Origin of the sequence: Agromyces binzhouensis (assembly GCF_042672355.1) — a bacterium.
GTDB classification, from domain to species: domain Bacteria; phylum Actinomycetota; class Actinomycetes; order Actinomycetales; family Microbacteriaceae; genus Agromyces; species Agromyces binzhouensis.
Genome location: NZ_JBHXVJ010000008.1, coordinates 84,132 through 97,052 on the forward strand (window position 1 = coordinate 84,132; position 12,921 = coordinate 97,052).

The window sequence follows — 12,921 nt, forward strand, 5'->3', positions numbered from 1 at the left end:
TAGTCCCCATTACCGAGTGATTGAGGCCCGAGGTTTGGTGTGTTCTAAAACAGTGCAGGTAAGGCTCGCCGAGCGACGACATTTATCCAGCGGCTCGAACTGCGCAACGCGCCCGTTACCTCAAGAAACTCAACGTCGAACCCGGACATCTTCAAGTAGTCGCACAGCTCGTCGGTTGGCCACTCCGAGAACTCCCGGACGTCGCCAAGGCGATCTTGCGGTGACGAGGACTTGTACTTGGCCCCGTACTTCGTGGAGAAGGACAGCGTTCCTTCCCATTTCAGAGAACCGCGCGCGCGCCTTAGGAACTCTCGGAACTGATCTTTCTCGAAGTGGCACACCACTGCGTTAGCGAAGATCACATCGAGGTCCATAGGAAATGGATCGCGGACCGCGTCGATAATCTCTGCATGGTGCCCCATCGAGCGCAGTCGCTCCACGAAGGGGCGTGCGACATCTGAGCGCTGAACGGTGAACCCGAGCGACTCAAAGTAGGCGGCGTCGCGGCCGCTGCCCGAGCCAAGTTCCAGGATGCTCGCGTCGCAGGCGAGGTTACGGACTGTCGCGTCCATCCATACCTTCATGCTGCCTTCGACTTGGTCGGGCGTCGTCGCGATGTACTCGTCGGAGCGTCGCTCGTAGACCCTTCGTAGGTCATCCAGCCGCTCACGGCTCGCTTCGCGTAGCTGCGCGTGGCCACCGACGGGAGAAGTCATGCATCCAGTATGTTGCCTCCGGCGGTGACTTCGCAGGGGGATTGCCATGAGTACGCAAATTCGTACCAAGTGGGGCACTCGGACGCGCCGCTCGAGCGGCCCTCGTGTGACGCAAGTGACGTCAGCCATCGAGCGCATCCATCGGTCGGTTGAGGACAGTCGTCGTGACGGGCCTGGGGGAGGGACCTCGGCCTGGGGACAGTTCCTCGGGCCTGCGGTCGGCTCTGCGCAGGTCGGCATCTACGGAACCTCGGCAGCGATTCAGATGCTCTGCAGGTACTCGGGTGGGCGAGTCAGTGCAGCACGGGCCATCGCCGTCCTCCCCGGCCTCCCCACGTCCGATCCAACTCACTCGCTGGATGCCGGCGACCTAGCGCTGACCTTGAAGTGCTGCGCCGTCGTGGACGCGTACACAAGCTTTGCGGCTTCGACCGCGGTAGCGTTCAAGGGTTCCGGCGATGATCGCGTTGCCGTAGACGCAGCAGTGCAAGTGGATACCGAACAGCTGCTGCTCAGCTCGGCGATCGTCTCATCCACGACTGCTGGACTGGATTCATTTGTGCAAGATCCGTCGTCGTATGCCGGGTGGGATCTAGTTACGGACCACGCATCGATCGACTTCCGCGATGCGAGGCCGAAGCTGATGCCGACCGCCATGGTTCTTGCCACGTTGCGCCGTGCGAACATCCCGCACAAGTTGCCCCCGACGCAACGCGAGCGAGCCGAGGAGTTGTTTGCCCATGCGGTCGCATGGCTCGTCCGTGAGTTCGACTCCGACTTAGCGCGAAGCCCGGTGGAGTCTGCATTGGTCCTGTTTGCGCTCCACGAGTTCAGCGGTGCAGACGCAAGCTATCTAGGCCAAGACCCGTCGGACTCGATAAGAACCGTGCGGGAGCGGATTGACCAGGAACTGCGCGGCGGTTCGATAGGTTCGTTGCCCGACTCGGAGCCCTGCTTTTATACGATCGCCCGTCGTCCTGAGGTCTACGAGAACCACTACGTGACTTTTCCCGTCAGGCCGATCTTGTCGTCTGCGTTGGTCGCTACCGGGAATCGTCGGCGCATCGACCGATGGCGCGAGATCCTCGATGTCTGTGACGAGGTGTGCGAGGTCGTTGATCGGGAAGGGGCTGTCGTATCCGCGGCAACTGGTGCCAAGAGCATCACCGACTCGATGTATGCACTCGAATTCCTAACTGAAGTGCTGCCGCTGATCAGGGTTCGTGAGGCCCGTTGGTGGACCCGTCGAGGTCAGGCGCTCTCGAAGGTCATCGCCGCGTCGGCTGCGTCAGCGGCGGTATTCGTGTCAGCCGTTCTCCTGGGTACCTTCTCGTTGGGCACAGACGACCAAATGCAGCGTGGCGCTGCGCTCGTGGGTGCAAGCACGTTGCCCCTCTTGGGTGTTTGGCTGGGGCGTCTGGCCTTACGAATATGGCGACGGGGATCGTGAGGCTGTACTACGGCGCGATGCGGGCCGAGCCGGAAGGGATCATGTCGTCATTCGGGTGACCTTGTTCACGGTGATCGAACGGTGCGACCCCAGGCGCATCTCGATCGTCGGCTGCAACGACATCCTGCTGGTGTCGCGGCTGCCGGTGGCGCGCTCCTCGGTCCGGACGCCCTTCGAGCAGATCGCCTCGAAGGCGCTCCAGTTGCTGCTGTCGCCGCAGGAGCGGGATCGTGGCATCCGGACGGCCTTGCCGACGCTCATCCCGCGGGGGTCGACGGCGCCGCCGAGTCCCTGAGGTCGGCTTCGCCCTGGGATGCACGCGCGTGAAGCTGATGCTCGACCTCACCGCGTCGGTGGGAGAAGGTCGGCGCGTAGGGCTCCGATCTGCACTTCGGTCGCGAGTTCTACGAGAAGGTTGTGTGCAAGACGATCGTCGACCTAGAGAAGTGTAAGGAGCGCGCCCATCTCACCTCGCCGGCACATGCCATAGAAGGTGGCGCGCTTCGAGGCCAGGATGCCGTGTGGGCCTGGCCGCGCGGCTGACGACGAGTGGGCAGCCGATCGCGACCGGTCCAGCCGCAGACCTGACGCCGGGCGACGTTGGTCACTTCGCGGCCGCGGCTCAAGATATCTAGCAGCTCAAGGGCCGCCCGCAGTGCGCGTGTTACGCGAGTGCGCCCCATCAGCCAATGTAGATGGAAGGTAACGCAGGCTCGTCGCAGAATGGTTGGACAGAGAGTCTGAGCTCCAACCGAGCGATGAGAAGCCGCCGCGCCAGCCGTGAAGAATCCCGGGTCCGATATCGACGACAACGAGCGAATGCATGATGCGAAGTTGGGTCGCGACTCAGATAATGCCGGTGGAGTGTTCGAGTGAGGACTTCCGCGAGGGTCGGGTGACTTCATTGTGGTGCATCACGTCGCGCCCGATCAGATTGTTCCGCCCGTATGCGGTCCACAGGGAAATCCGAGAGTGTGGACTGGCGCACCGATGTTGAGCCGTGGAGTCCGAATATGTGGACTGGCCCGCGGGCCCAACAAGATATTGGTGCAATAGTGGTTGTCAGGCCCGGCGGTGATCCGCGGTCGATCGTAGACGCAACGAGGAGGGCTACGTGGCGGACAAGACGAGTGGGAGCGCTCGCCGCAATAAAGTTGGGCGCCGAGGCGCAGGGGACCTCTGGCTCACCGTGGAAGGCTACAAGACGGTTCGGGACCCTCGCACACTGCGCGTGGCGCCGCTCACGATCATTGCCGGGGTGAATAGCTCTGGGAAGTCGAGCTTCATGCAGCCGTTCCTTATGTTGAAGCAGACTCTAGATTCCGCGTTTGATCCGGGGCCGCTTCTGCTTTACGGCCCAAACGTGAAGATCACTGACTATGCTCAACTGTTGAGTCGGGGAAAGGCGAAGAACGACATCGTGCGCCGGTTCACAGTTGGCATGAGGCGCGGAAACCAGAGTCGCATAACCACATACGCCGAAAAGGGTCAAGGTCTGTCTGTCGAGTCCGACATTTTGAGCGCGGGCGAAGCGTCCCTCGAATTGACCGACAATCCGAGCCCGTCAGGTCGAAAGAAGCTTCGCGAGGCCGCAGGTTCGCGTGCAGCTTCCTATGTGAAGGTCTTCGAAGATCAGCCACGTTTTAGTTCAGCGGCCGACGGTGGCGTCAAATGGGATCTCGAGGTTTACCGCAACAGGTGCTTTCTGGAGTTGCGATTGGTCATCGAAGCCGGCGGCATTTCTCCGCTGCGAATTCCGATTAGTGATGAAATCGCCGATGACGATCAGTGGGTGAACTTGCTGAGGGGAATAATTCATGTTCCGGGACTTCGAGGCAATCCGGAGAGGGCATACAATCGCTCGGCGGTGGGGGCTACGTACCCAGGAACATTTGAGACTTATGTTGCCAGCTTGGTTTATGAATGGTCGATCTCCAATTCTGCAAGGCTAGGCCGCCTCTCGTCTCAGTTGGAGGATCTCGGCCTCACATGGAAGCTAGCGCCGCGTAAGTTGGACGATGCTTCAATTGAGTTGACGGTTGGACGCATGCCGCATGCGCAGCAGGGTGGGGCGCACGATCTCGTCAGTGTTGCAGATGTGGGATTCGGTGTGAGTCAAACATTGCCCGTACTCGTGGCACTTCTGGCGGCGAACACGGGGCAGATTGTCTACATTGAGCAGCCCGAAATACATCTCCATCCTCGAGCGCAACTCGCCCTAGGGGACATTCTTGTCGAGGCCGCAAATCGAGGCGTTATGGTGGTGGCTGAGACGCATAGTTCGCTGGTGATTCGCGGTATTCAGACCGCAGTTGCGCAAAATCGACTAGCTGCCGCCGATCTCTCATTGAACTGGTTCGGTCGCGATGCTTTCACAGGATTCCAAACAATTACTACCGCCGAGATTGATGAGGCGGGTCGATTCGGCGATTGGCCGCTCGACTTCGACGATGTTTCGCGAGATGCCGACTGGGCGTACTTGGATGCAATTCAAGGACGCGAGAACTAGTTCGATGGGCGTTCTCTTGAGCCACATTATTGTTGATGCCTCGGTCGCCAGGAGTGTTAGCGACCCCGCGGGTAACTCGACGGCGATTGCGTGTTTGACTCTGGCGCGGATGTTGGAGAGTAAGGGCTGTCAAACAGGCGCGCTGATGACACCAATGCTTCACGAGGAGTGGAAGAAGCACGCGCCCCGCATCATGACGTCTTGGCTGGCAAGCATGGAGTCTCGAGGACGAGTGCGTAGAGAGCCCGATAGGCCTGTACGAGACCTCCGGGATGCAATAGCGATAGTGAAGGACGGGGGAATTCGGACGGCGCTGGAGAAGGACCTTCATCTCAGTGAAGGGGCGATCATTAACGCCCTGCCCGTCGCGTCCCGCGACGACAAGCAGCGACGATACCTCGCTGACCTTGAAGGCGCATACGAGCGCGTTGGCAGGATTCAATGGCTGAATCCCGAGACGTCGAGTCCGCAAGACTGGGGTCCGTGGATTGAGAGCGGTTGTACGGACAGCACTGTCTACGTCATCGGCGGTGGAGGTGGCGGTGCGTAGCCATCATGCGATGGGGTGAGCATGCACCCTGAGCAGTTCAAGTGCCGCGGGAGCGTGCCCCTTGAGTCCTGGGCTCTTGCTCGTGTGCGGCGTACCTGTGCTCGGCTGGAATAGGGAGCACCCTTCAGCGTTGAACTTGAGCGTACCCAACTCAAGTTCCCAGGAGGACCAGGTGCCCGACAACTTCAACGAGGCCGGCGCGAGCTCGTTCGACGAGTTTCTCGCCCGCTACCTCGCGGGTGAGCAGGCCAGGCAGGCGCGGTCGATCGACCTCAGCCGGTTCCTGACCTCGCGCACCCAGAGCATCCTGCAGCGTGCCGGACGCTTCGCGCTCGAGCGCGGACAGACCGAGCTCGACGCGCTGCACATCCTGCGCGTCATCGTCGAGGACGAGTCCGTCGCGCAGGCGATCACGCGCGTCGGCGCGTCGCCCGAGCGCATCATCACGGCGACCGAGGCGCGGCTGCCCGCGGCATCCGACACGGCCGACGCGAACGCGGCGACCATCACGCCGTCGGCCAGCCGCGCGCTGTTCCACGCGTACCAGGTCGCACGCTCGAGCGGGTCGACGTACATCGACCCCGAGCACCTCTTCTTCGCGCTCGTGCTCGGGCAGGACGCCCCCGCCGGGCAGGTGCTCGCGCGCGCCGGCGTCACCGCCGAGGCGCTCGCGGCCGGACTGGGGGAGCACGTGGCATCCGACCCGTCCGCCGGCCCCGAGATGGGCGGCATGGGCGAGCAGACGGATGCCGCGGCATCCGCCACGCCCATGCTCGACAAGTTCGGCCTCGACCTCACCGAGCGCGCCGCGAACGGCGAGCTCGACCCCGTGATCGGGCGCACCGACGAGATCGAGCAGACCATCGAGATCCTCAGCCGCCGCACGAAGAACAACCCCGTGCTGATCGGCGAGGCCGGCGTCGGCAAGACCGCGATCGTCGAGGGCCTCGCCCGCGCGATCGTCGAGGAGAACGTGCCCGAGGCGCTGCTCGGCAAGCGCGTCGTCGCGCTCGACCTGCCCGCGATGCTCGCCGGAACCCGCTACCGCGGCGACTTCGAGGAGCGCCTCACCAAGACGATGGAGGAGATCGCCGAGCACAAGGGCGAGCTGATCGTCTTCGTCGACGAGGTGCACTCCGTCGTCGGCGCCGGCGGTGCCGGTGAGGGCATGGACGCGGGCAACATCCTGAAGCCCCGTCTCGCCCGCGGCGAGCTGCACCTCGTGGGTGCGACCACGCTCAAGGAGTACCGCACCATCGAGAAGGACCCCGCGCTCGAGCGCCGGTTCCAGCCGGTGAAGGTCGGCGAGCCCTCGATCGAGGACGCCGTGCTCATCATGCAGGGCCTGCGCCCCGCGTACGAGGAGCACCACGGCGTCACCTACACCGACGAGGCGCTGCGCGCCGCCGTCGAGCTCTCCGCGCGCTACCTCACCGACCGCGTGCTGCCCGACAAGGCCATCGACCTCATCGACCAGGCCGGCGCGCGCCTGCGCCTCAAGCTGGGTGTGAAGGTGGATGTCTCCGCCCTGATCTCGCGGTTGGCCGACCTGGAGGCCGACAAGAACGCGGCCGTCCGCGCCGAGCACTACGAGGAGGCGTCGCGCATCCGCGACGAGATCGAGAAGGTGCAGGAGCGGCTGGACGAGGCGACCGAGAAGGCTGCGGCGCAGGGCCGTGCGCTGGCATCCGCCTCGGCGGATGGCGCTGCCGCCGACTCGACCGTCATCGACGAGCCGCAGATCGCCGCCGTGATCTCGCGGGCCACCGGCATCCCGGTCAATCGGGTCACCGAGGGCGAGCGCGAGCGCCTCGCGAACCTCGAGGGCGAGCTGCACGCCCGGGTCATCGGGCAGGACGACGCGGTCACCGCCGTCGCCCGCTCGGTTCGGCGCAACCGCACCGGCATGGGCGACGCGAAGCGGCCGGTGGGCTCGTTCCTGTTCCTCGGACCGACCGGTGTCGGCAAGACCGAGCTGGCGCGTGCGCTGGCGTCGTCGCTGTTCGACGACGAGGGCGCGATCATCCGCTTCGACATGAGCGAGTTCGGCGAGCGGCACACCGTGTCGCGGCTCGTCGGTGCCCCTCCCGGATACGTCGGCTACGACGAGGCCGGGCAGCTCACCGAGCGGGTGCGGCGCAACCCGTACTCGATCGTGCTGTTCGACGAGATCGAGAAGGCGCACCCCGACGTGTTCAACCTGCTGCTGCAGGTACTCGACGACGGACGCCTGACCGACGGCCAGGGTCGCACGGTCGACTTCCGCAACACGGTGGTCATCATGACCTCGAACCTCGGTTCGGAGTTCCTCGCGTCGCGGTCGGGTGCGCTCGGCTTCGTGGCGTCGGCGGATGCTGCGGCCAACGGCTTCTCGTCGATGGATGACGTGCGACAGCGCGTGATGGGCAAGGTGCGCGAGGCCATGCGGCCGGAGTTCCTGAACCGCATCGACGAGATCGTGCTGTTCCAGAAGCTGTCGTCGTCGGAGATCGCTGAGATCGTGCGCCTCATGCTGGGTGCGACCTCGTCGCGGCTGGCCGCGCGTGAGATCGGCTTCGAGGTGACGGATGCCGCGGTGGCGCTCCTCGCGGAGCGCGGCTACGAGCCCGAGTACGGTGCCCGTCCGCTGCGTCGCCTGATCCAGCGCGAGATCGACGACCGCATCGCCGACCTGTTCGTCACCGGCGCGCTCGGCGACGGCGAGGGCGTGCGGGTGGATGCCGCCGACGGCGAGTTCGTCGTGGCATCCGTGCCGAACGCGACGGTCGACCTGTCGCAGGCGGCGTAGGCGCGCGCCGGCGGGCCCTCGACCCGAGCGCCTGCCGCCGCGGCGGCGTCCCCGCGCCACGCGGCTGTCGTCTGATCAGTTGTTGCGGGTCCGGCTTCGCCGACGCCCGCAACAACTGCCGTCGCGCGAGACGGATTCGTCGAGTGGACGAATCTCAGCGCCCGGCCGGCCGGGGTCGACGACATCCGCCGATTCGATTCAAAGACCCGGCGCTGCCAGTTGCCAAGCCGCTCCATGCCAGGGTTCGGCGCCGCCCGTCCGCCGGGGGCCCCGACGCCGTCCGACTCCGCACGGCGCCTCGGCACCCGGCCGAGTCTTACCCTTCGTCTCCATCCCCGCTTCCGGTACCGAAGTACCGAAGTACCGAGGGATCGGTCGAGTGGCGGTGCGCCGCCAATCGGGCACGGCCAGCGGCGCTGGTCGCGACATCCGGCCCGTCAAGCGGGAGATCTCTGGGGCGTGCCGGAGGAGCGATCCCGGAATCCCGTGAGACTGATCGAATGAGGAGTGCCGCTCCCGATGCTTCAAGGCGACTTTCGCGCTACGGATGAGCCCCGTTCGCGGGGGCGCTACCGCCTAGTCGCGGCAGTAGCCTGTGCGCATGTTCCGAGTAGTGATCTCGGGTCCGGAGATGGATCCGGTAGTTCGGTCTGCTCATCTCGTCTCAGAGGCCTCGCTGGGAGTGTCACCGCAAGACGATGGGCGGAAGCCCCAGCCGAGTGGGTCGAGCTGGTCGGAGTTGCCGCGCATGGGTCGATCGGAACGCCGGATCTGGTCGGAGGCGCCCAGATCGCGCGCATTGTGGCGTCGACTCCTGCATGAGGGGGCCACCTCAGACCTATGGGCAGGGGACACTCCAGAGACATGGAGCCCCCTAGGTAAGGCCGACAACGCACGGTTTGCCGCGCTTCGGGAAGGGACGACGGCAGCGATCACATCTGGTGGGCATCCCGAAAACTGGGACGCTCGAGCCACTCCGCTGTTCGAGGAAAGGGACAAGGTTCAGATCCTTGGTCTTCAGGACGACGCTGGACTGATAGGCGCGATGACCATTACGCCGTTCGCGTTCATTGTGCCGATCGATCCCGGTGCGGTGGAGGCCGTGCTGGAGACCGACTCTGGCACTGACACCGAGGAGTCCATCCGCACAGACACCGCGCTTCGGGCTCGCGAACTTCGCGGCCTCCTTCAGGACGAGCCGATCGAGTCCGTGATTCTATGGAGGCTGTACCGGGGCAGCAATTCAAGCGCTGTCGATGGCCTCTGCGCAGCACGCGACGGCGTTTATCGCATCGGGCTCGGGGTCGTCGAAGGTGCCGCCTATCTCGTCGGTCGGCTCGCAATGACGGTCAATAGAAGAATGCGGCGTCCGGAGCGAGACCCGTGGATGCACGGTCGACTGGACCGCGCAATTTTCGACGATCTGATGCTCAAGCGAAAGACCGCGGAGGAATGCCCCGAACTGCGCCATCTCCCTCCCGGTGGAGTGGGCCCAGCAGCGATCATTGCCGTGCACGGCACCATGGCCTGTGGGATTCCGCTCGCGCGGTCGCTTGCCGTCGACATGGCGGGAAGCGGTCCGATACTCAGGTTCGAGCACGACACTTGGAACGCAATCCCCGAGAACGCTCGCGATCTTGCTGACGGCATTCAAGCTGCCGGGCTACGAAAAGTACTTCTCGTCGCCCATTCGCGCGGCGGCCTGGTATGCCGTCAAGCGATGGGCTACCTCCGTGACGCCGACCCTGAGATCGACGTGAGGCTTGTCGCGGTGGGCACACCATTCGCAGGAACCCCGATGATCGGGGCTGCTGAATCCGGATTGCTCGGAATGAGGGTGGCGCTCGGGGCACTGCGACTGCTGACGGGCCCCGTCCTCGACGGCGTGAGTCGGTTGGCCGGAGTCCTCATCAAGGGCCATCTGCCACGCGGACTCCGGGACATGCATCCTGATGAGACCTACCTGAAAGCATTCGCTGGAACCTCCACATCGGAGATCTTGGCAGTGGCCGGGCACGTCGACCCGAACGGGCCACATGACAGCTATGGCGTCGCAACGGCTGCAGCGAGCGGATCGGCGGGCGGGATCTTCCTTGACCCGGCAACTGGCGCTGAACTGCTCAACGACTACGTTGTGCCAACCGAATCGGCTTCTCATAGAATTCCGACAGAGAGGACCCTCCGGGTCGAGTGCGACCACTTCAGCTTCTTCAGTCACCCGGAGGTACGTGTGCTCCTCCACAACGCGGTACTGCGCAGTACTGACGAAGGCCTGACGTGGTGAGGGGTCGCCTCTCGTCGCGGCTGGCCGCTTGCGTGATCGGCTTCGAGGTGACGGATGCCGCGGTGGCGCTCCTGGCGGAGCGCGGCTACGAGCCCGAGTACGGTGCCCGTCCGCTGCGTCGCCTGATCCAGCGCGAGATCGACGACCGCATCGCCGACCTCTTCGTCACCGGTGCCCTCGGCGACGGCGAGGGCGTGCGGGTGGATGCCGCCGACGGCGAGTTCGTCGTGGCATCCGTGCCGAACGCGACGGTGGACCTGGCGCAGGCGGCGTAGGACCCCCCACCTCGCCGTTTGGACGAAAATGGGCGCCCGGCATCCGCCGTGACCGCCACATTTCGTCCAAACGAGCAACGAAGGCCCGGCACCCAGGTGCCGGGCTTCGTCGTACCCGGATGCGGCGTGCGGCAGCGTCAGCGTTCCGGCCCGAGAACGCATCGCGCGAGCCGGCGCCGTCACCCCGCGCGCGGGGAGCATCCCGCTAGGGTCGGGGGAGGCGAGCGCGACCCGGGGGAAGCCATGGCGACGACACAGGCGAGCGATGCCGCGACACCACGGCGGTTCGCCGCGATCGTGACGAAGGCGCCCGCGACCCTGGTGACCGTCGCGGCGATCCTCATCGCAGGCCTCGCCACCGGAGCGCTGTGGTCGCCGTTCGTCGACCATCCCCTCTTCGAGAGCGTCGCCTACGGGCTCCCCGCCTTCGCCGAGGGCAAGTTCTGGACGCCGCTCACCGGGACGTTCTTCGTCGACCACCCCGTCGTCTACGTGTTCGCGATCGCGAGCTTCGCGGGCATGGCGTTCCTCGAGATCCGGCGTGGCACGCGCGTCGCGCTGGCGTACTTCTGGATCGGGCAGGTGTTCGCGATCCTCGCGAGCGCGCTGTTCCTCTGGCTCGCCGCCCTGCTGCCGTGGCCGTGGGCGCAGCTCGAGGCCACCGTGCTCGATGTGGGGCCGTCGGGTGGCACCGTGGCGTGCATCGCCGCCGCGATCGGGCTGTTCGTGCAGCCCTGGCGGGTGCGGGCCTGGCTGGTGCTCATCGCGATCAGCGCGGTCACGCTGCTCTTCTGGGGGAGCCTCGCCGACCTCGAGCACGCCTTCGCCGTGGGCCTCGTGCTGGTCGTCGACCGGTCGCTGAAGGTCCAGCGGACGACCGTGCACGAGCAGCGGATCATCGCCGGCATCGCGAGCCTCGCTCTCGGCGCCATCCTGCTGTTAACGACGCTCGCACCCACCTTCGGTCCGTTCGGGCGCACCGAGCCGGTGGGCGGCTCGCTCCTCGACCTCGCCCTCGACGTCGCGATCATCCTCATCGTCTCGTACGGTCTGGTGCGCGGTCGACGCTGGGCATGGGTGCTGACGCTCATCTGGGGTCTGGTCAACGTGCTGGTGTCGCTCGCGCTCGTGGTGCTGCTCCTGGCGGTGCTCCGCGATGCAGAGGCCGACGCCGTGATCGGCGGCGATCCCAGCGTCGCGATCGCCACGGGCGTGCTCTGGCTGCTGATGGCCGTCTACCTGATCGTGGTTCGCCGGGCGTTCGCGGCGAGGCGCCGGCCCGAACTCGGCATCGCGCCGCCGCCGACGCGCGCCGACGTCGTGCGGGCCCTCCGCACGCACGGCGGCGGCACGTTGTCGTGGATGACCACCTGGCCCTACATGCAGTACGCCCGCACGTCGGCCGGCATCGTCGCCTACCAGCGCCGTGCCGGCGTCGCGCTCATGCTCGCCGACCCGCTCGGACCGGACGGATCGCGCGACGAGTCGGTGGTGGAGTTCATCGACATGGCCGAGCACGCGGGCCTCGTACCGTGCTTCTTCAGCTCGGGCGACGCCACCCGAGCGGCCGTTCCCGACGGATGGCGCAGCCTGGTGGTCGCCGACGACACCATCGTCGACCTCGAGGGGCTCGCGTTCTCGGGCAAGCGGTGGGCTGCGGTGCGCGGCGCGCTGAACCGAGCCGAGCGCGAGGGGATGGAGTTCCGCCTGACGCGACTGGCCGACGAGAGCTGGGGCATCCGAGCCCAGCTGCGGGCCATCAGCGAGCAGTGGGTTGGCGACAAGGACCTTCCCGAGATGGGCTTCACCCTCGGAACGCTCGACGAGGCCACCGACCCCGAGGTGCGGCTCGCGCTCGCGATCTCGCCGAAGGGGGATGTCGACGGGTTCCTGTCGTGGCTGCCGGTCTACGGCGACTCCGGCATCCGCGGATGGACGCTGGACCTCATGCGCCGCCGCGAGAACGGATTCGGGCCCGTGATGGAGTTCCTCATCGGCTCGTCGGCGCAACGCTTCGCCGAGGAGGGGGCGGCGATCATGTCGCTGTCGGGGGCGCCCCTGACCCACGACTACCCGGCGGACGCCGGGAGGATCGCGGAGCTCTCCGAACTGCTGGCGAGGGTGCTCGAGCCCGTCTACGGTTTCCAGTCGCTCCATCGGTTCAAGGGCAAGTTCAATCCGCGCTTCGAACAGCTGTACCTGCTCTACCGCGACGAGGCCGACCTCACGCGTATCGGAGCCGCCCTGACCCGGGCGTTCCTGCCCGACGCCAGCGTTCGTCAGTTCGCCGGCGCGGGCCTTCAGCTGGTTCGGAGGCCCGACGGCGCACCCTGAAATTGTGGTACCGGA

The 12,921-nt window shown here is 65.6% G+C and carries 9 protein-coding genes; 8 read left to right on the forward strand and 1 reads right to left on the reverse strand.

All coding sequences use genetic code 11. From position 1 onward, the window contains the following. Positions 1–44: 44 nt before the first annotated feature. Positions 45–716 carry a class I SAM-dependent methyltransferase gene (locus ACFVHK_RS14440; RefSeq protein WP_376929416.1) on the reverse strand — a complete coding sequence of 224 codons (672 nt, stop codon included), beginning with the start codon at positions 714–716 and terminating at the stop codon, positions 45–47. 490 nt (positions 717–1,206) lie between these two features. Between ACFVHK_RS14440 and ACFVHK_RS14445 the strand changes: the two genes are divergently transcribed. From ACFVHK_RS14445 to ACFVHK_RS14480, 8 genes are all read left to right on the forward strand, one after another. Then, positions 1,207–2,166, forward strand: a complete 960-nt coding sequence (locus ACFVHK_RS14445) for a hypothetical protein (RefSeq protein ID WP_376929417.1) — start codon at positions 1,207–1,209, stop codon at positions 2,164–2,166. 145 nt (positions 2,167–2,311) lie between these two features. Further along, positions 2,312–2,461 carry a hypothetical protein gene (locus ACFVHK_RS14450; RefSeq protein ID WP_376929523.1) on the forward strand — a complete coding sequence of 50 codons (150 nt, stop codon included), beginning with the start codon at positions 2,312–2,314 and terminating at the stop codon, positions 2,459–2,461. Between the two features lie 819 nt (positions 2,462–3,280). Beyond that, a complete protein-coding gene (locus ACFVHK_RS14455; RefSeq protein ID WP_376929418.1) occupies positions 3,281–4,675 on the forward strand; it encodes an AAA family ATPase in 1,395 nt (464 codons plus the stop codon). 4 nt (positions 4,676–4,679) lie between these two features. Then, positions 4,680–5,225, forward strand: a complete 546-nt coding sequence (locus ACFVHK_RS14460; RefSeq protein WP_376929419.1) for a hypothetical protein — start codon at positions 4,680–4,682, stop codon at positions 5,223–5,225. A 172-nt stretch (positions 5,226–5,397) separates the two neighbouring features. Beyond that, positions 5,398–8,013 (forward strand): ATP-dependent Clp protease ATP-binding subunit, encoded by a 2,616-nt coding sequence (locus tag ACFVHK_RS14465; protein ID WP_376929524.1) that lies wholly within the window; start codon positions 5,398–5,400, stop codon positions 8,011–8,013. A 1,045-nt stretch (positions 8,014–9,058) separates the two neighbouring features. Continuing rightward, positions 9,059–10,297 (forward strand): esterase/lipase family protein, encoded by a 1,239-nt coding sequence (locus ACFVHK_RS14470; protein WP_376929420.1) that lies wholly within the window; start codon positions 9,059–9,061, stop codon positions 10,295–10,297. After that, complete coding sequence (locus ACFVHK_RS14475) at positions 10,291–10,572, forward strand: hypothetical protein (protein ID WP_376929421.1); 282 nt, start codon at positions 10,291–10,293, stop codon at positions 10,570–10,572. Before ACFVHK_RS14470 ends, ACFVHK_RS14475 begins: the two co-directional genes overlap by 7 nt. Before the next feature lie 243 nt (positions 10,573–10,815). Continuing rightward, entirely contained in the window at positions 10,816–12,906 is a 2,091-nt protein-coding gene (locus ACFVHK_RS14480) for a bifunctional lysylphosphatidylglycerol flippase/synthetase MprF (RefSeq protein ID WP_376929422.1), read from the forward strand. Positions 12,907–12,921 lie beyond the last annotated feature (15 nt).